This window comes from Actinopolymorpha sp. B17G11 (assembly GCF_040196095.1).
In the GTDB taxonomy this organism is placed as follows: domain Bacteria; phylum Actinomycetota; class Actinomycetes; order Propionibacteriales; family Actinopolymorphaceae; genus Thermasporomyces.
In genome coordinates this window covers 296,132-314,164 of sequence record NZ_JBEFTW010000003.1, presented here as the reverse complement: position 1 = coordinate 314,164, position 18,033 = coordinate 296,132, and the positions used below count along the sequence as shown (strand labels likewise).

17 protein-coding genes are annotated in these 18,033 nt (G+C 68.4%); 14 read left to right on the top strand and 3 right to left on the bottom strand.

The annotated features are described in order from the left end of the window. Nucleotides 1-28 precede the first annotated feature (28 nt). From ABN028_RS05600 to ABN028_RS05570, 7 genes are all read left to right on the top strand, one after another. A complete protein-coding gene (locus ABN028_RS05600) occupies nucleotides 29-784 on the top strand; it encodes a hypothetical protein (RefSeq protein ID WP_349695845.1) in 756 nt (251 codons plus the stop codon). Further along, complete coding sequence (locus ABN028_RS05595) at nucleotides 784-1,173, top strand: DUF2089 domain-containing protein (RefSeq protein ID WP_349327398.1); 390 nt, start codon at nucleotides 784-786, stop codon at nucleotides 1,171-1,173. The genes ABN028_RS05600 and ABN028_RS05595 overlap by 1 nt, the downstream gene beginning before the upstream one ends. Before the next feature lie 299 nt (nucleotides 1,174-1,472). Next, nucleotides 1,473-1,667, top strand: coding sequence for a hypothetical protein (locus tag ABN028_RS05590; RefSeq protein ID WP_349695844.1), 195 nt, complete (start codon nucleotides 1,473-1,475; stop codon nucleotides 1,665-1,667). Between the two features lie 230 nt (nucleotides 1,668-1,897). After that, complete coding sequence (locus ABN028_RS05585; RefSeq protein WP_349695843.1) at nucleotides 1,898-2,314, top strand: hypothetical protein; 417 nt, start codon at nucleotides 1,898-1,900, stop codon at nucleotides 2,312-2,314. After that, complete coding sequence (locus ABN028_RS05580; protein ID WP_349695842.1) at nucleotides 2,307-3,338, top strand: LacI family DNA-binding transcriptional regulator; 1,032 nt, start codon at nucleotides 2,307-2,309, stop codon at nucleotides 3,336-3,338. Before ABN028_RS05585 ends, ABN028_RS05580 begins: the two co-directional genes overlap by 8 nt. A gap of 12 nt (nucleotides 3,339-3,350) precedes the next feature. Further along, a complete protein-coding gene (locus ABN028_RS05575; RefSeq protein WP_349695841.1) occupies nucleotides 3,351-5,870 on the top strand; it encodes a GH116 family glycosyl-hydrolase in 2,520 nt (839 codons plus the stop codon). Nucleotides 5,871-6,029: 159 nt separating this feature from the next. After that, entirely contained in the window at nucleotides 6,030-6,311 is a 282-nt protein-coding gene (locus tag ABN028_RS05570) for an isoamylase early set domain-containing protein (RefSeq protein ID WP_349327404.1), read from the top strand. A gap of 25 nt (nucleotides 6,312-6,336) precedes the next feature. On the opposite strand, the gene ABN028_RS05565 is transcribed toward ABN028_RS05570, so the two are convergent. Continuing rightward, nucleotides 6,337-6,657 carry a helix-turn-helix transcriptional regulator gene (locus tag ABN028_RS05565; RefSeq protein WP_349327405.1) on the bottom strand — a complete coding sequence of 107 codons (321 nt, stop codon included), beginning with the start codon at nucleotides 6,655-6,657 and terminating at the stop codon, nucleotides 6,337-6,339. A 2-nt stretch (nucleotides 6,658-6,659) separates the two neighbouring features. Continuing rightward, a complete protein-coding gene (locus ABN028_RS05560; RefSeq protein ID WP_349695840.1) occupies nucleotides 6,660-6,989 on the bottom strand; it encodes a type II toxin-antitoxin system RelE/ParE family toxin in 330 nt (109 codons plus the stop codon). Between the two features lie 289 nt (nucleotides 6,990-7,278). Here ABN028_RS05560 and ABN028_RS05555 point away from each other — a divergent pair, with 289 nt between their 5' ends. From ABN028_RS05555 to ABN028_RS05525, 7 genes are all read left to right on the top strand, one after another. Continuing rightward, nucleotides 7,279-8,238 carry an NAD-dependent epimerase/dehydratase family protein gene (locus ABN028_RS05555; protein WP_349695839.1) on the top strand — a complete coding sequence of 320 codons (960 nt, stop codon included), beginning with the start codon at nucleotides 7,279-7,281 and terminating at the stop codon, nucleotides 8,236-8,238. 419 nt (nucleotides 8,239-8,657) lie between these two features. Beyond that, nucleotides 8,658-10,817 carry a GMC oxidoreductase gene (locus ABN028_RS05550; protein ID WP_349695838.1) on the top strand — a complete coding sequence of 720 codons (2,160 nt, stop codon included), beginning with the start codon at nucleotides 8,658-8,660 and terminating at the stop codon, nucleotides 10,815-10,817. Nucleotides 10,818-11,069: 252 nt separating this feature from the next. Beyond that, a complete protein-coding gene (locus ABN028_RS05545) occupies nucleotides 11,070-12,008 on the top strand; it encodes an aldo/keto reductase (RefSeq protein ID WP_349327408.1) in 939 nt (312 codons plus the stop codon). Nucleotides 12,009-12,012: 4 nt separating this feature from the next. Continuing rightward, on the top strand, nucleotides 12,013-13,098 hold the full coding sequence (locus ABN028_RS05540) for a Gfo/Idh/MocA family protein (protein WP_349695837.1): 1,086 nt from the start codon (nucleotides 12,013-12,015) through the stop codon (nucleotides 13,096-13,098). After that, nucleotides 13,095-14,198 (top strand): zinc-binding dehydrogenase, encoded by a 1,104-nt coding sequence (locus tag ABN028_RS05535; RefSeq protein ID WP_349327410.1) that lies wholly within the window; start codon nucleotides 13,095-13,097, stop codon nucleotides 14,196-14,198. The genes ABN028_RS05540 and ABN028_RS05535 overlap by 4 nt, the downstream gene beginning before the upstream one ends. A 58-nt stretch (nucleotides 14,199-14,256) precedes the next feature. Next, nucleotides 14,257-15,027 (top strand): SDR family NAD(P)-dependent oxidoreductase, encoded by a 771-nt coding sequence (locus tag ABN028_RS05530; RefSeq protein ID WP_349695836.1) that lies wholly within the window; start codon nucleotides 14,257-14,259, stop codon nucleotides 15,025-15,027. 34 nt (nucleotides 15,028-15,061) lie between these two features. Next, the gene (locus tag ABN028_RS05525; RefSeq protein ID WP_349327412.1) at nucleotides 15,062-16,099 is read left to right on the top strand and encodes a LacI family DNA-binding transcriptional regulator; all 1,038 of its coding nucleotides are present in this window, start codon (nucleotides 15,062-15,064) and stop codon (nucleotides 16,097-16,099) included. A 231-nt stretch (nucleotides 16,100-16,330) separates the two neighbouring features. On the opposite strand, the gene ABN028_RS05520 is transcribed toward ABN028_RS05525, so the two are convergent. Further along, a complete protein-coding gene (locus ABN028_RS05520; protein WP_349327413.1) occupies nucleotides 16,331-18,001 on the bottom strand; it encodes a glycine/sarcosine N-methyltransferase in 1,671 nt (556 codons plus the stop codon). Between the last annotated feature and the right edge of the window lie 32 nt (nucleotides 18,002-18,033).

Sequence of the window (18,033 nt, the reverse complement as noted above, 5' to 3'; positions counted from 1 at the left end):
TGTGAAAACCAACGATTTACTAACTGCCATGACTGACGAGCGTAGACGAACAATTCTGGCAGAGTTGGCTCGAGGCAATCTGACGACGGACGAGGCCGAACTTCACCTCGCCGCCCTCGACGACACCGAACCCACGGTCGCCGAACCCACGGTCGCCGAACCCACGATTCCGCTACGCACGGTCGCCCAGCCCGCCGATGCTCAGCCCGCCGATGCCCAGCCCACCCACGCCTCATCCGCGCATGTCCCATCCGCGGAGGGCAGCCAAGATGAGTGGCCGGCGCTCACTGTCCGGGGTCAGCTGTCCGGTGGGGGCATGGTCGAAGTCGCCGGCGACACCACGGCCTCCGAGGCTCGCATGGAGGGTCCGAACAACTGCACCCTGCGCCACAACGGCAGTCTGACCGAGGTCTCCGGACAGGTGGGCGATGAGGGACTTCTCGTCGTGCCCGCGAACGCCGATCTCGACATCGAGGTCAACAGCGGCGAGGCGCGGCTCATTGGGCTTCGCGGTGTCCTGCGCACTCGTCTCAATGTCGGCGACGCCGTCGTCAAGTGCGCCCTCACCCGCGGCCACTCGACCATCGACGCCAACGCCGGTGACCTGCGGATCGTGCTTTTCCCCGAGTCCGACGTACGCGTGGTGGTGCGGTGTGCCGCGGACATCGGCGTCGACCAACGCCTGCACAAGGTCGGACGCGGCGAGTGGACCCTCGGCGAGGGCACCGCGCGGCTGGAGGTCACCGGCAACCTCGGCTCGGTCGCGATCGGTACGGAACGCTGATGGCGAAGGCACGCACCTACCCACCGCCGCAGAGCTGTCCGACCTGCCAGCAACCGCTGTCGGTGGCCGGCCTCAGGTGTGAGCATTGCGAGACGGAGGTGCGCGGACACTTCCGTCACTGCGACTTCTGTTCGCTGGACGACGCGCAGCGCGACCTGCTCCGCGTCTTCCTCGCGGCGAGAGGCAACACCAAGGAGCTCGAACGCCACCTCGGTGTCAGCTACCCCACCGCCCGGGCGCGGCTGGAGGACCTCCTCGCCGCTCTCGGGATAACACCCCGCCCACCGGACCGGCCGACCGACCGGCGTCAGCTCCTCGACGCCGTCGCCCGTGGCGAGCTCGACGTGGACGTCGCCCTCGACGAGCTCAGCCCGCGCCGGAGTCGATAGGTCGTACGCAGATTCCTTGTACGAAGCGGCCGGTGGCACCTGCGTACGCGGAATTCGGCGTGGCGTCCGGGCGCCGGCATGTCGGTGTCGGTGAGCACGGCTCTGAACCAGCTCGAGCGGGAGCCCGGTGAGGCCATTGTCGATCCGTGGGTCAGAGAACGCACGACCCTGGTCGCCTACCAGCGCGAGCGCCTGGTCGCGGCGGGCCATCTGCTCCGCTACGCCGACGATGACCGGGTGAACGTGGGCTACCGCGACGCCGGTGAGACCCGCTGGATGCCTACCTCGGCGAGGAAAGTGTGGGCTACATCGAGGTCGAGAACCTCGCTGACGCCGGGCCCGTCGCCTGCAACGACGGCTGGGCCGACATCGGCAATCTCCACATCCTGGATGCCTACCAACGGCAGGGGATCGCGACGTGGCTGTTCGGGCTCGTGGCCGAGTCGCTGGATCTCGCCTGGGTCGACCGGCTGCTGGAGTACGCCAAACCCTGAGCAGGTGGCCGAGTTGACACTCTTCCACCGGCTGGGCTTCGTCGAGCTGGCGAGAACCGCTCGCGGGTTCGACGTGAAGGACGACTGAGCGGACGCCGGGTTGCTAGCGCATGACCTTGACCTGGTTCCGGAGCGGATCGAGGCCCGGGTTGGATCGCGGCCGGGATGGCACAGCTGTATTGACACGGACCTGCACCGGTCATAATCTCGCCGGCAATCGATTACTCGGTTTGGAGCGGGTCAGCATCCTCACCGCACCGTTGTGGGCCGCGATGTCGGCAACCACCGACCGGCTGGTCCGCGGCGACGCCGGGTCCCTGCAGGCGTTCGCCGTCGCTGTCCGCCGGTACGCAGGACTGGGGCTTCGCCTGGGACTCGCCGCTGGCACAGCGGCCACGGCGTTCCTCGGAACCGCCACGATTCTGCCCGATCACCAGTGGCTGCTCGTTCCCCTCGCCGCCGACGGTGCCGTCATGGTGCTGCTCCTGCCGGCCGGGCTCTCGGCGTTTTCCCTGACGTCCGGTGGGTTGCGCGGTTGGCCTCTCGTTCGGGCCGCGTCGGAAGCCGGGGCCACCAACCGGACGCTGACGGCTACGGCGCGAAACGCGGATCGGTACGACACGGGGGGACAGACCAGCGATGGTTGAGAAGGGGCGAGCGGGCAGTCGCCGCGTACGCATGAGGGATGTCGCGACCCGAGCGGGCGTCTCCGCGGCCACCGTGTCGCGGGCGCTCAACAACCGGCCGACGGTCGACCCGCAACTGGCCGACCGGGTACGAAAGGTGGCGGCAGAACTCGGCTACGAGCCCAACCGGGTGGCCCGCAGCCTGCGTCGCCAGGCCGGCAGCGTGTGGGCGCTCATCATCTCCGACATCGAGAATCCCTTCTTCACCTCGGTGGCCCGCGGTGTCGAAGAGGTCGCGCTGCACGAGGGGTACTCGGTCGTCCTGTGCAACACCGACGAGAACATCGCGCGCGAGCGCCGCTACCTCGATGTCGTGCTCGCCGAGCAGGCGGCCGGCGTCATCATCGCCCCCGCGTCGGACCGCACCGACATCAGCATGCTCCGCGACCACGACGTCCCGGTGGTGACGATCGACCGGCGGATCCGCGACGAGGACGTCGACACCGTCGTCGTCGACAACTACACAGGCGCCCGACTTGCGACGCGGCACCTGCTCGACGCGGGATACCGACGGGTCGCATGCATTTCCGGTCCGTCCAAGCTGACGACGGCGGCCGAACGGCGGAAGGGCTACGCAGCCGCGGTTCGCGCGGCCGGGCAGGAGGTCGACCGTCGTCTCGTCCGCGAGACCGACTTCCGGGTGGAGGGTGGCTATGTCGCGGCGGGCGAGCTGCTCGACCTCGCGGAGGCGCCGGATGCGTTCTTCGTCGCCAACAACCTGATGGCCGCTGGTGCGATGCGGGCGTTGCGCGAACGCGGTGTCGACGTCCCGGATGCGGTGGGAGTGGTCGGCTTCGACGACTCACCCTGGGCCCCGCTGATGGCGCCTGCGCTGACGATCGTGGAGCAGCCGACGTACCTGCTCGGCACCGAGGCGGCTCGACTCCTGCAGCGCCGGCTTGCAGACCGCACCGCACCGGTGGAGGCGGTCACCCTGCCCACCGAACTCCGGGTCCGCGACAGTTCCCGAGGACCACAACCGTGAGGAGCCTGCACCATGGCTAAATCATTCGACTGGCCCGTACTCACCCGCTACGACGCGAAACGGTCGCTCCAGCTGGCAATGCCACTCGGCGGCATCGGCACCGGCACGGTGAGCCTGGGCGGTCGCGGTGACCTGCGGGACTGGGAAGTCGTCAATCGTCCGGCGAAGGGTTTCGCGCCGAAGTGGAGCTTCTTTGCTCTGCGCACAGCGCCGACGGCTGGTGGTGGTGGCGACGGCGGGCAGGTCGTCGCCCGCGCGCTGGAGGGGCCGATCGACCTCGTGCTCTACGGCGGTGGCCACGGCTCAGCGGTGGCAAACCACGGCCTGCCACGCTTCGCCAGCTCGGAGTTCCTGGCGGCCTATCCGTTCGGGCAAGTGGTCCTTGACGACCCCGACGTTCCCGTTTCCGTACGCCTGCAGGCGTTCAACCCGCTCGTGCCTGCCGACACCGAGGCGAGCGGCATCCCGGTCGCGGTGCTGCGCTATGTCGTCGGCAACAACGCCGACCACGACCTCGACGTCTCCCTCGCCGGGACCCTGCAGAACTTCGTCGGCACCGATGGATCCGATGGCAAGCCGGACCGCAACCGCAACGTCGTACGCCAGGGGCCCTTCGGCCAGGGCGTGTTTCTCTCCTCGGAGGGAGTCGATCAGTCAGCCGAGCAGTGGGGTTCGCTCGCTCTGGTCGCGTTGGGCGAGGACTCGGTGAGCACGCGGACGGGCTGGGCGGACCACACCTGGGGTGGCGAGCTGCTGGACTTCTGGGATGACTTCACCACCGACGGCCAGCTCGACGAACGGCCCAGCGACAACGATGCGCCGATGGCCTCCGTCGCCGTCAAGCGTACGTTGACACCGGGGGAGACGCACGAGTTCACGTTCCTCCTCGCGTGGCACTTCCCCAACCGACCGGACTGGGACCGCAAGCTGACGGTGGGCAACTACTACGCGACGAAGTACGCCGACGCGTGGCAGGTCGCGGCCGAGACGGCGGCTGTGCTCCCGGACCTGGAGCGGCGCACACATGCGTTCGTCGACGCGTTGGTGGGGTCGGACCTGCCAGAGTCGGTCAAGGACGCCGCGCTGTCCAACCTTTCGACGTTGCGTACGCAGACGTGCTTTCGTACCGCCGACGGTAGGTTCTTCGGCTGGGAAGGGTGCAGCGACGACGTAGGTTGCTGCATGGGCAGCTGCACACACGTGTGGAACTACGAGCAGGCGACACCATTCCTGTTCGGCGGTATGGCGAGATCCTTACGCGAGGTCGAGTTTCTCTACGGCACGGCCGACGACGGGCGAATGAGTTTCCGCATCCAGCTGCCACTGGAACGCGCCCTCGCCGAACCAGGCGCCGCCGCCGCCGACGGCCAGATGGGTTGCCTCGTCAAGCTCTACCGCGAGTGGAGGTTGTCCGGCGACGACGAACTGCTCCGCACTCTGTGGCCGAAGGCACGCAAGGCGCTGGAGTTCGCGTGGATCCGGGGCGGTTGGGACGCCGATCGGGACGGCGTGATGGAAGGCTCGCAGCACAACACCATGGACGTGGAGTACTTCGGACCCAACCCGGAGATCGGTGCGTGGTACCTCGCGGCTCTGCGTGCATGCGAGGAGATGGCCCGCTATCTGGGTGAGGAGGAATTCGCGGCGACCTGTCGCGATCTCTTCCAGCGGGGGAGTGAGTGGATCGACCAGCATCTGTGGAACGGCGACTACTACCGGCACGAGATCCGCCCGCCGGGGTCGGAGGACGCTATCGCCCCAGGCCTGCGACTGGCCGGTATCGGGGCGAAGGATCTCGTCGAACCGGAACTGCAGATCGGCGACGGGTGTCTCGCCGACCAGCTTGTGGGGCAGAAACTCGCGCACCTGTGTGGACTCGGGCATCTACTGGACCCGGCCCACATTCGTACCACCTTCGCCAGCATCCTGCGCCACAACAGGCGCGACACCATGGCAGGTCACTTCAACCCGATGCGCAGCTATGCGTTGGGGGACGAGTCCGGTCTCGTGGTGGCGTCGTACCCGCGAGGTAACCGACCGGCGCGGCCTTTCCCGTACTTCGACGAGGTGTGGACCGGCCTGGAGTACACGGCTGCCGTCGGCATGATCTTCGAGGGGATGCGGAGCGAGGCGCTCGGCGTTGTGGAGACCGTTCGCAGTCGTTTCGACGGGCGGCGGCGGAATCCGTTCGACGAGGCCGAGTGCGGGCACCACTACGTCCGCGCGATGGCGAGTTGGGGACTGGTTCCCGCGTGGACCGGATTCGCCTACGACGGTGTCGATCGCACCCTGCGGTTCGCGGCAGCGAACGCCGAAGGCGGGTCGTCGCCGGTGCGGTGGTTCTGGTCGAACGGTGACGCCTGGGGGACCGTGGACCAGCGGCCCGGCGAGGCAGGCGTCGACGTCACCGTGCACGTGATCGAGGGCACGCTCCGCGTCCGCGAACTTTCCCTGGCGGGGGTGGGTGCAGTGGATCTCGGCGACCGCGAGGTCGGGGCGGGCGAGCAGATCGAGGCGCTGGTTCGGGCTTGATGTTGCGTGATGTGGGTGGGTACGACGGCGGCGCGTTACCAGGGCGGAGCGATTTCGTCACGGTTACGTTTCGGGTGTGGTGTCGGCGACCGTTGATCAAGGTTGTTTGCCTACGATCCCGCAGGCGCCTCCTGCAGGATCCAGAGAGGAAGACAACCCGTGCCCATCCGCATCCTTGCCCAGCAGAACGGCCAACAGGCGAAGGTTCAGCTCGTTTTGCCCGACGATATTCACGACGGTCCGGTGTCGGCTGTCGGGACGTTCAACGACTGGACGCCGGGCCGGCATCGACTCGTCCGCCGTAGCAACGGCACGCGCAGCGTCACGGTGACGGTGCCGGCGGGCCAGGAGATCCGGTTCCGGTACCTCGGATCGGGCGGCCGGTGGTTCGACGACCCCGAGGGCGAACGAGACCACGACGGGTGCATCATCCGCCTGTGACGTACAGGCGCCCGTTGGATGACCGTCACGCGGTTTCGCGGAGGCCGAGAGCGTCCGGGGTGATGTCGATATGAAACTCGACGCCGAGGCCACGCGCGAGCCGTGACAGCGTCTCCAGCGAGGGCTCGTGCTCGCCAGCCTCGAGGCGAGCAACAGCCGGTTGCGCCATGCCGAGCTGGCGACCCAGCGCCGTCTGCGACAGGCCATGATCGATCCGGTACTTGATCACGCGCATGGCGACGGCATGTGCTAACGCGGTGCGGTCGTACTCCGCCCGCACCTCCGCATCTCGCAGATCCTCGGCGCGAATCTGCTGAGCACTCCTCATCTTTGAAAGCTTCGGCATCTTCAGTCCTCCTCCACTTCTGCAAGCCTGGCAAGTGCCCGCGCAGCAGCTCGCTCGAAGCCTCGACGATCGCCCTGAGCCTCTGGCCCGATAGCGGCGATGACGAACACGTGACCGATCTGGCTGTAAAGGGCCCGCCACGAACTTCGACCAGCCCTTGGGCGCAATTCACGCAACCCGGCAAAGGCCTGCACCGCACTCGTGTGGGGGTATCCCAACCGCGGTCCGAACGCTTCGAGCTTCTCTACGGCATGGATCAATGCATTTCGCTCCACCCTCGGCATTGCCAGTCGTTCCTGCTCAGCCTCTTCTCGGTAAACGACCTGCCACATCGAACCTCCAGACTATAACACGCGTGATATAGGACGTGGATGCCCGTCCTGTTACGTTGGCCAGCATTCCGTCGACCTTGATCCGTAGGCTAGGAGCGACCACCGACAATCCGAGTCTTGAAAGCCCAGCAAAACAAGGCCATCTAGCACGTCGTCCCCAAGAGATTCGCCGATCCGCGGGGTGCCTGAGACCCTGCCGGAATGGTTGCGGACCACGAGCCCTGCGTCAGCCCGGGGCTAGTCTGGTGCCGACATGGGGCACAAATGTCGGACGAAAGGACGGGTTGACATGCGGGTCGTCGTCATCGGAGCGAGCGGGCACATCGGCTCCTACCTCGTACCCCTCCTGGTCGACGCCGGCCACGAGGTCGTCACGGTCAGTCGCGGGCAGAGCGAGCCCTACCGCCGCCGGTCGGTGTGGGAGCGGACGGAGCAGATCGTCGCCGACCGGGTTGCGGAGGACGAGGCCGGGACCTTCGGCAAGCGCATCGCCGACCTCGGCGCCGACGCTGTCATCGACCTGATCTGCTTCGAGCCGGACTCGGCCCGTCAGCTGAGCGAGGCACTCCGCGGGCGCGTCCAACATGTGTTGCACTGCGGCACGATCTGGGTGCACGGCCCGGCGATCGAGACGCCGATGACCGAGGACGTACCCCGGCGTCCGTTCGGCGACTACGGCGTGAAGAAGGCGGCGATCGAGGCGTACCTCCTCACCGAGGCGCGCACCGGCCGACTGCCGGCCACGATCCTGCATCCGGGCCACATTGTCGGGCCAGGCTGGCGGCCGATCAACCCGGCGGGTCACCTGCAGCTCAGCGTGTTCGCGCAACTTGCGAAGGGTGAGCCACTGGCCCTTCCCAACTTCGGCCTGGAGACGCTCCATCATGTGCACGCCGATGACGTCGCCCGGTCGTTCATGGCGGCGCTCGAACGCCGGAACGCGTCGGTGGGTGAGAGTTTCCATGTGGTCTCACCGGCGGCGCTGACGCTGCGTGGCTATGCGGAGTCGGTCGCGTGGTGGTACGGGCAGGACGCCCGGCTGGAGTTCCTTCCGTACGAACGATGGAAGGACACCGTGGAGCCTGCCGACGCCGAGGCAACGTGGAACCACATCGCCCACAGCCCGAACTCGTCGGTGGCGAAGGCGGCCGCCCTGCTGGACTGGCGGCCGCGGTACACCTCGCTCGAGGCCGTCTACGAAGCCGTCTCGTGGTACGCGGCCAAGGGCGAGCTCCCCGCCCTCGACTGATCCACGTGGGCCGAGTGCGCCGTGTTGGTCGGGCCGAGTGTGTCGCCCCATTAGGTGCCTGGTCAGCCCGGTGGGCGGCCTGGTCAGCCTGGCGAATGGGCGCTGGCGAGGTGTCGTTGCCTGGCCCTGGTTTTTCTGGCCTGGTCAGCCAGGTAAGTGGCCTGGCCCGGCGTCGGCGAGCATCCTGTGCAGGTGAGCGACCGGGCACGGCGGGGGCATGACCAGGCTCGGCGTCCCCTGACCAAAACCTGGCGCCGCTGACCGGCCCCGGCGAGCCACCGGCACCGCTAACCGGCCCGCATTGTCGACCGGCCAACCAACACACGCGAGAGCCGAAGGTGACCACGTATGCGTGATCAGTTTCGCCGTATGCCGGCAAGGGACCTAGCCTCGCATCTGTCAGTGGAGAAGGAGTTGCCATGCCTGATGCCCGCGAACACGCTGAGCTGCTTGCCGACCTCATCGGTGCCGACGCGACTCCGGACTTGCTGACCGCCCTGGTCGACACGATCGTGCCCGCCGACGAGTGGCCGTCGGCGGCCGCGTCGGGAGGCCTGGGATTCCTGCACACGATCCTCACCGCCGACCGCCGCGAGTGGCTGCCACGGATCCGCGACGCGGTCGCAGCTGTCGTCGCGGCCACCCAGGAACTCGGGATCGGCGACTTCGTCTCCGCCGGCGAGCCTGAGCGGCTGCGGGTGCTGGACTCCCTGGCCGAGGACCGGGACTACCCCTGGTTCGCCACGCTCGTCCAGCACGGCTACTACGCCGATCCTGGCAACGGCGGCAACCTCGAAGCGGTGTCGTGGCGGATGCTCGGCTGGTCACCCGACCCTCCGGGCGGGTGGCCGGCGAGCGTGCGCACCGACGAGGGCGTGAGTACGCCGGAGGTCCTCGACCGCTCGGCAGTGATCCGGCGCGACCAGCTCCGGGACCGGTACGACGCGATCGTCGTCGGGTCCGGGGCCGGGGGAGGGGTCGCGGCCTGTGCCCTGGCCGAGTCCGGGCGTACCGTCCTCGTCGTCGAGCGCGGGGAACTGCCCAGCGCCGACCACCTCGCCACAGATCACCTCCGCAACGCCAGGACCGGCGTCGGCTTCGACGATCGCACCGCACCGCCCGCGGCCGACAACCCGCGGACGCTCGAGGTCGCCGGCACCGTCATCCCACTCGTCCCGACCGACGGCCGCTGGGGTGCCAACGCGATGACCGTCGGCGGTGGAACCCGCGTCTTCGGTGCCCAGGCGTGGCGGTTCGCGCCCGAGGACTTCGCGATGGCCAGTACGTACGGCATCCCGGACGGCAGCGCCCTCGCCGACTGGCCGGTCACCTACGCCGACATGGAGCCCTGGTACGACCGCGCCGAGTGGGAGATCGGCGTCAGTGGAAGCGCGGAGGGTGACACGTCAGGTGCGTGGCGGGCCCGCGACTACCCGATGCCTCCGGTGCCGTCCACCAGGCCCGCGGAGGTACTCGCGCACGGGGCGAAACGGCTCGGGATCAGCACCCTCGCCGTCCCGCTGTTGATCAACTCCCAGCCCTACAACGGCCGGAACGCCTGCGCGGGATGCGGCCAATGCGTGGGTTTCGCCTGCCGGGTCGAGGCGAAGAACGGTGCGCACAACACCGTCCTCGCACGGGCGCTCGCGACAGGACGCGCCAGCCTGCTCACCGGGACCCGGGTCGAGCGCCTGGTCACCGACGCGAAGGGTCGCGTGACGGCCGTCGCCCTGGTGGGAGCCACGAACGGTGCCATCTGGCGCCACGAGGTCGCCGCCGGCGAGTTCGTCGTCTCGGCCGGCGCCATCGAGTCCGCGCGGCTGCTGCTGAACAGCACGAGCACCCAGGAACCTGACGGTCTCGGCAACAACACCGACCAGGTGGGCCGGCACCTGCAGGGCCACGTCTACGTGGGCGCGACCGGGTTCTTCCCCGACCCGGTGAACGACGGGCTCGGGCCGGGTCCCGCCATCGCCACCAACGACTATCGGCACCACAACCCCGGCATCGTCGGCGGTGGCATGCTCGCCAACGAGTTCGTGCCCACGCCGGTGAGCACCCACGGGAACCTGCGCGGAGCCGGAGTCCTACCGCTGCACGGCCGCGAGGCGAAGCGACTGATGCGTCACTACCTTCCGCGCGCACAGCGGTTGGCCGGCCCGATCCAGGAGGTCACGACGGCCGGTGCGCGGGTACGCCTCGACCCGGACGTCAAGGACCGCCTCGGTATTCCGGTGGCCCGCCTGTCCGGCTCCCTCCACCCGGAGGACCTGCGTGCACACGAGTTCCTGACCAGTCGCGCCGCCGAGTGGCTCGACGCCAGCGGCGCCACGGTGGCGCAGGGGATGGGTCGCCGGCGTACCGTCCACGGCGGGCCGAGCTCTGGACAGCATCAGGCCGGAACCGCGCGGATGGGGACCGACCCGGCCAGCTCGGTGACCGACCCGTGGGGACGCGTCTGGGGCCACGACAACGTGCGCGTTGCCGACGGCTCGCTGCACGTCACGAACGGTGGCGTGAACCCGGTTCTGACCATCTTCGCCAACGCGATGCGGGTCATGGACCACATGGTGAGGTGACCGGTCTGTCGGACCGGAGTCCGAAAGTTTTCGGTCGATTTCCCTCCTCGTCCCGTGGCCGGGACCGTAGCGATGAGTCGTGTCTGCCAGGCGTGAACTCGCTGGCCGGTCGCGGAAGGAGCATCTTGACGCGCGAGCGTCACGCGAACTACCGTCCCCAGCACTCAATCGCAACTTTCGGCCGGGATTCGAAAGACGCCGCACCACAGGTCCCGAGTCAACCGTGCGTCGGCAGCTGATCCAGGGAGAGCGATGAAGACCCGGGAGCTGGGATCGACCGGCCTGGCCGTGACGCCACTCTGCGTCGGTACGAGTCCGCTCGCCAGCATGCCCAACCTCTACGGGTACGAAGTGGAGACCGACCGCGCGGTCGCGACGATGCGGCATGTCTTCGAGGGACCGATGAACTTCGTCGACACCTCCAACGGCTACGGCAACGGTTCGAGCGAGAGCCGGATCGGCACGGCCCTCCGCGAGATCGGCGGCCTACCGGACGGGTTCGTCCTCGCCACCAAGGTCGATCCCGACCCAGCGACCGGAGACTTCTCCGGCAAGCGGGTTCGCATCTCGGTCGAGGAGAGTCTCCAACGCCTGGGCGTCGACCACCTGCAACTCCTCCACCTGCACGATCCGGAGCGGATCTCCTTCAGCGAGGCGACGGCCCCCGGCGGGGCCGTCGAGGCACTGGTCGCGTTGCGGGACGAGGGTGTCGTCGACCACCTCGGTGTCGCCGGCGGACCGATCGACGAGATGCGCCGCTACGTCGGTACGGGTGTCTTCGAGGTCGTTCTCACCCACAACCGTTACACCCTGCTGGACCGGTCGGCCGGCCCGCTGCTCGACGACGCGGCCGCGCGCGGGGTCGCGGTCCTGAACGGCGCCCCCTACGCGGGCGGCATGCTGGTCAAGGGCCCGAAGGCGCAACCGAAGTACGGCTACCGCCCGGGCGGCGCGGACCTCCTCTCTCGGGTCGCCGCAATGGAACGCGCCTGCTCCGCGCACGAGGTCCCGCTCGCCGCCGCCGCACTGCAGTTCTCGATGCGGGAGAGCCGGATCGCGTCGACCGTCGTCGGCATCTCGGCGCCCGAACGCGTCGAGCAGACCCTCGAGCTCGCCCGGTGGCCGGTCCCTGACGTGTTGTGGACCGAGTTGGAAGGGCTCGTCCCGGCGGCCGAGACCTGGTGGGGGTGACCTGGTGAGTCCCGCAACCGCGGCGCGCTACGGCATCGTCGGGAGTGGTTGGCGTTCGACGTTCTTCCTACGCCTGGCGCGGCTGATGCCCGAGCGGTTCCAGGTGACCGGTGTGGTGACGCGGACCGCCGAACGTGGCGCCGAGGTCGAGGCCGAGTGGGGCGTACGCACCATTCGTACGATCGCGGACCTGGTGGCGGCCGACCGGCCGGACTTCGTGATCGTCTCGGTGCCGTGGGCCGTGACGCCGCAGGCGACCAGGGACCTGGTGGCGCTCGACATGCCGGTGCTGGCCGAGACCCCGCCAGCACCGGACCTGGACGGTTTGCGGGACCTGTGGGCGGCGGTCGGCACGAGCGGTCTGGTCCAGGTGGCCGAGCAGTACATCTCCTATCCCGGCCACGCCGCTCGACTCGCCCTGGTACGCGACGGTGTGATCGGCAAGGCCACGTCGGCGCACGTCTCCTCGACCCACCTCTACCACGCGGTGTCGATGATCCGACACCTGCTCGGCGTTGGCTTCGCGCCGGTCACCGTCTCGGCGCAGGCGTTCTCAGCTCCCCTGGTCAATCCGCTGACGCCCGCCGGGTGGACCGGTGACAGCACCCCGCAGGACCTCGCCACCACGCTCGCGACGCTCGACTTCGGCGGGTCCGTCGGGCTCTACGACTTCACCGAGAACCAGTGGTGGAATCCCTTGCGCAGCAGGCGAATCGTGGTCCGCGGATCACACGGCGAGATCGTCGACGACCGCGTCGTACGCATGGCCGACCCGACGACGCCCGTCGAGTCCTTCCTCGTCCGCCGGCAGTCCGGGATCGACCTCAACCTCGAGGGCTTCGACCTGGACCACGTGAGCTTTGAGGGAAGGGTCGTCTACCGCAACGCCTTCCAGGGTGCGCGGTTGGCTGACGACGAGATCGCCGTCGCCTCCCTGCTCGAACAGACGGCGCAGTGGTGCCGCGACGAGGCGCCGCCGCCCTATCCGCTCGCCGAGGCCTGCCAGGACCACCTGATCAGCCTGGCGATCGGCGAGTCCGTGCGGACGAAGGACTCCGTCACGACCAGCCAGGAGGCGTGGGCGCGATGAAGGCAGCGGTGTTCTACGAACCAGGCCGGCCGTTGGCCATCGAGGACGTCACGCTCGATGCCCCCCGGGAGCGCGAGGTGCTGGTCCGGGTCGAGGCGGCGGGTGTCTGTCACACGGACCTGCACTACATGACCGGGGACCTCGCCTGTCCCACACCCGCCGTACCCGGTCACGAGGGTGCCGGCATCGTCGAGGAGGTCGGACCCGGCGTCACCACCGTCAGCCCGGGCGACGCGGTCGTCCTGATGTGGCGCCCCCGCTGCGGCAGGTGCAGGTTCTGCGCTGAGGGGCGTCCCGCGCTGTGCGAGTCCGCGAAGATCCAGAAGGCGACCGGTGGACTGCTCGACGGCACGACCCGGCTCCGCCTCGACTCCGGCCAGGAGGTGAAACACCTGCTCGGAGTGTCCTGCTTCGCCGAACGCTGCGTCGTCGCCGAGCAGTCGGTCATCCGCGTCCCCACCGACATCCCGTTCCGGATCGCCGCGCTGGTCGGCTGCGCGGTCATCACCGGCATGGGCGCCGTGCTCAACGTGGTGGGCAACGCCGCGGGAGCGAGCGTGCTGGTGCTGGGCGCGGGCGGTGTCGGGCTCTCCAGCGTGATCGGCGCGAAGCTCGCCGGCGCGCACCCGCTCATCGTCGCCGACGTCGTGCCGGACAAGCTGGCGCTCGCGACCCGCTTCGGAGCGACCCACACGATCGACGTGAGTACGACCGACCTGGTCCCCGCCGTCCACGACATCTGCCCCGGCGGCGTCGACTGGGCGCTGGAGGCGATCGGCCGTACGCAGACGATCGAAGAGGCGCTGTCCTGCCTGCGTACCGGCGGATCGGTCGTCGCGATCGGACTCGGCAAGGTCGGCGCGACGTTCCAGGTGCCGCTCAACGAGCTTGTCCAGCAGGAGAAACGGGTCATCGGCAGTCTCTACGGCTCGGCCAACACGCTGACCGACATCCCCAAGCTGCTCGCGCTCTACCAGGCGGGGCGGCTTCCGTTGGAGGACCTGCTCGGCAAGGCGTACCCCCTGACCGGTGTCAACGACGCCTACCGCGCGCTCGTCGATGGAGCGGTCGGGCGCGCGGTGATCCTGCCGAAGAGCTGATCCTGCAGAAAGGGCGAGTCTGCTGAGAGGCCGGACCTGCAGAAAGGAAGTGGTGCCCGTGCCAGCTGAGTACGCCAGGTACCCCAGCCTGCGCGACCGGGCGGTCTTCGTCACCGGCGGTGCCACTGGCATCGGCGCCGAACTGGTCTCACAGTTCGCCGCACAGGGTGCGAAAGTGGCGTTTGTCGACATCGATGGCGACGCGGGCGCCGCGCTCGCGAAGCAGGTCGCGGTTCAGGGTTCACCCGCTCCCCGCTTCGAGGTCTGCGACATCCGCGACATCGACGCGCTGCAGGGATGCATCGCCGACGCGGCGCAGGAGATCGGTCCGATCCGTGTGCTCGTCAACAACGCGGCCAACGACGATCGCCACGCGGTCGACGAGGTGACCCCTGAGTACTGGGACGACAAGATGGCCGTCAACCTTCGCCCGCACTTCTTCACCATGCAGGCGGTTGCGCCGATGATGCGTGCGGCCGGTGGGGGCTCGATCGTCAACTTCGGCTCCATCACCTGGCGCGGCGGGTTCGGCGGGCTTCCTGCGTACGCCACGGCGAAGGCCGCCATCGAGGGGCTCACGCGTGCGATGGCCCGCGACCTCGGCCCGGACGGCATCCGGGTCAACGCCGTGGTGCCGGGCTGGATCATGACCGAACGCCAGGTGAGGACCTGGATCACACCCGAGGCCGAGGAACGCATCGCGCGATCCCAGTGCCTGAAGGACAAGTTGGTACCGGCCGACGTCGCCCGCCTCGTCCTGTGGCTCGCGGCCGACGACAGCCGGATGTGTACGAATCAGATGTGGGTGATTGACGGTGGCTGGATCTAACGGTACGGACGAGCGGTCGAACACCGTTCAGGCAATGGGGACCCCTGGGACGATGGGGCCGCCGGCCCCGAAGGCGATGGTCACGATCGCCAAGATCGCCCGCGAGGCGGGAGTTTCGGTGTCCACGGTGAGCAAGGTGCTCAACGGCCGCGAGGACGTCGCACCGTCCACGCGCGCCCGGATCCAGGGACTGCTCACCGAGTCCGGCTATCGCCGGCGTGGCGCGGGACCGCGCCAGCGGGTCGGCCTGGTCGACTTCGTCATCACCGAGCTCGCCTCGCCGTGGGCCTGTGAGGTCCTGCGTGGAGCGGAGCAGGAGGCGCACCGGGGCGGCGCCGGGCTGGTCATCACCGCGACGCACAACCGCAACGCTGACGCGCGTCCGTGGTTGCAGACCCTTGCCGCACGCCGCTCTGACGGCGTGGTGTTGGTGGTGTCCCGGCTGCCGGCCGCAGCAGCCGAACGACTGGCGGCGATGCACACACCGTTCGTCCTCGTGGATCCGGTAGGTGGTTTCGACCCGGCGATCCCGAGCGTCGGTGCGACAAACTGGGCCGGTGGGCTGGCCGCCACCGAGCACCTGGTCGAACTCGGCCACCGGCGGATCGGCATCGTCACCGGCCCTCCGGAGCTGCTGTGCAGTCAAGAACGCCTTGACGGCTACCGGGCCGCGTTGCGGCGTGCCGGTATCGGGATCGACGAGTCGCTGGTGCGATTCGGGAACTTCTTCGCCGACGGTGGTCGTCGAGGCGTCGCTCAGCTGCTCGACCTGGACGACCCGCCCACCGCCATCTTCGCCGGCAACGACGTCCAGGCGAGCGGGGTCTACGCCGAGGCCTACCACCGCGGGCTGCGCATTCCCGACGATCTCAGCGTCGTGGGCTTCGACGACGTGGAACTCTGCGAGGTACTGTGGCCGCCGCTCACCACAGTCCGGCAGCCGCTGTCGGAGATGGCCCAGCTCGCCACCCGGACGGTCCTGGAGAAGGCCGAGCGTGACGCCGAACATCCGATCCGGATCGAGCTCGCCACCAGCCTCGTTGTCCGAGAAAGCACCGCGTCCCCGCGCTGACGTCGCCGGCAGTCACGGGTACCCAGGCAGGCTCCACGGAGGCGCGCCGCCGGGTGAGGCGGCACATGCGCCAGCCGCGGGGGCCCGCGCATGCCAGCCGCGGGAGCCGCACATGACCACGCTGAGCATGCCTGTGGTACCGCAACAGGTGTCGACACCAGTCCCGGGATCCGTACGCATGCTCAGCGTGGTCATTTGCCGCTCCGCCCAGGCGGCGGTCGCAACCCCAGATCAGCTGCGAGCGAGGAAGACGCCCCACACGAGGTGGCCCTCACGTCCGCCCGTCACCCAGTGCTGGAGCCCGACCTTCATGTTGTCGAGGTAGTCCTGGCTGATCTGGCTCGCCAGCTCCGGCTCCTGCCGCGTGGTCTCGTCGAGTACCCGCTGGTAGTGCGCGGCGAGCTGCGGGGTCAGGTCGTCGAACTCCACCGAGGCCAACCCGAGGCGAGCGAGCTCGCGACGGTAGTAGGCCGGCGTACCCATCGTGTCGAGCTTCAGCCGCTTCAGGATCGGGAGGAGCGCCTCCCGTGGGCACCCGTCCGACGCCATCGGGTCAGTGAAGATCAGTTGGCCGCCCGGGCGGAGGACCCGCGCCGCCTCCTCCAGGACACGGGAACGGTCACCGCTGTGCAGCATCGCGTCCTGTGACCACACGACGTCGAACCGGTTGTCCTCGAACGGAAGGTCCTCGAACGACCCGTCGACGACCTCGATCTGCTGGTCGAGATGCTGGTCGACGTTCAGCTCGCGGTTGCGGGAGTTCTCCACCTCGCTGAGGTTGAGGCAGGTGACGTGGCAGCCATGCTTCGCCGCCAGCTGCCGCGCGGCACCGCCGAAGCCCGATCCCAGGTCGAGCACCCGGGTACCCGGCGGGAGGTCGAGCTTGTCGGCAAGATAGTCGACCGTGCGCCTGCTTGCCGCCGCGATATCGGTGGTCGCGTCGTCATAGAGTCCGACGTGAATGTCCTCGCCGCCCCAGATCGCCGCGTAGAACGTGTCGGCGTCAGCGGAGTTGTAGTAGTCACGTGCGGTGTGGACCGCTGAGGAATAGGTCTCAGTCATCTCATCTCCCGCGCGATAGGACTTCTCCGCCACATGGATGAAGAAATCCGGCTCACTTTCCGGGTGAGTGTCCTGGAAATCCGCATAGGTATCGACCCGCTGGAATCCCACGTCACGCATCAACCGACGCATGTAGTCCTTGCGCAGCGGATACATGTTGAGGTGGTACTGCGAGTCGTCGGGGAATGTGTAGCGGAACCGGGCGAGACCGTCGTCGACGTGTTCGGGCTCGGCCGAAACTTCCTCGCCGCAGTAGTAGTACGTGTGCCGATTCGAGTAGGCGCCGTCTAACAGTGCGTCATAGTTCCGCTGGTCGATGATGAGCACGCCGTCATGCTTGAGCATCGCGTAGAACTCGGCGAGGGCCTTGCGTCGGTCGCGCTCGGAGAACAGGTGCGTGAACGAGTTGCCGAGGCAGACGATCGCGTCGTACTCCCCGTGCACGTCGCGGTTGAGCCACCGCCAGTCGGCGTGAACGACGCGCAGGATGTGGCCGCCACGCTCCCGTGCGTTCTCGAACGCCTTCGCCAGCATGTGCGGGCTGCCGTCGGCGCTCACGGTCTCGAAGCCTTCTTCAAGCAGGCGTACCGAGTGGAAGCCGGTGCCAGTGGCGACGTCGAGGACGGTGCGCACGTTGCGGGCCTTCAACTGGTCGATGAAGAACCGACCTTCACTCAGCGCACGCTTCTTCCAGTCGATCAGCTCGTCCCACTTCTCGACGAAGCTGGTGACGTACTCCTGCGTGTAGTGGTCGGTGTCGCGCACCTCGATCGGGTTGTCGCCGAATTCCTGCTGGCCTTCTTCGTCATGACTCGCAGACCCGTTCGCCTGGTCAGGCAAAGGCGTGTGTGTGTCGGTGGCTGATCGGGCAG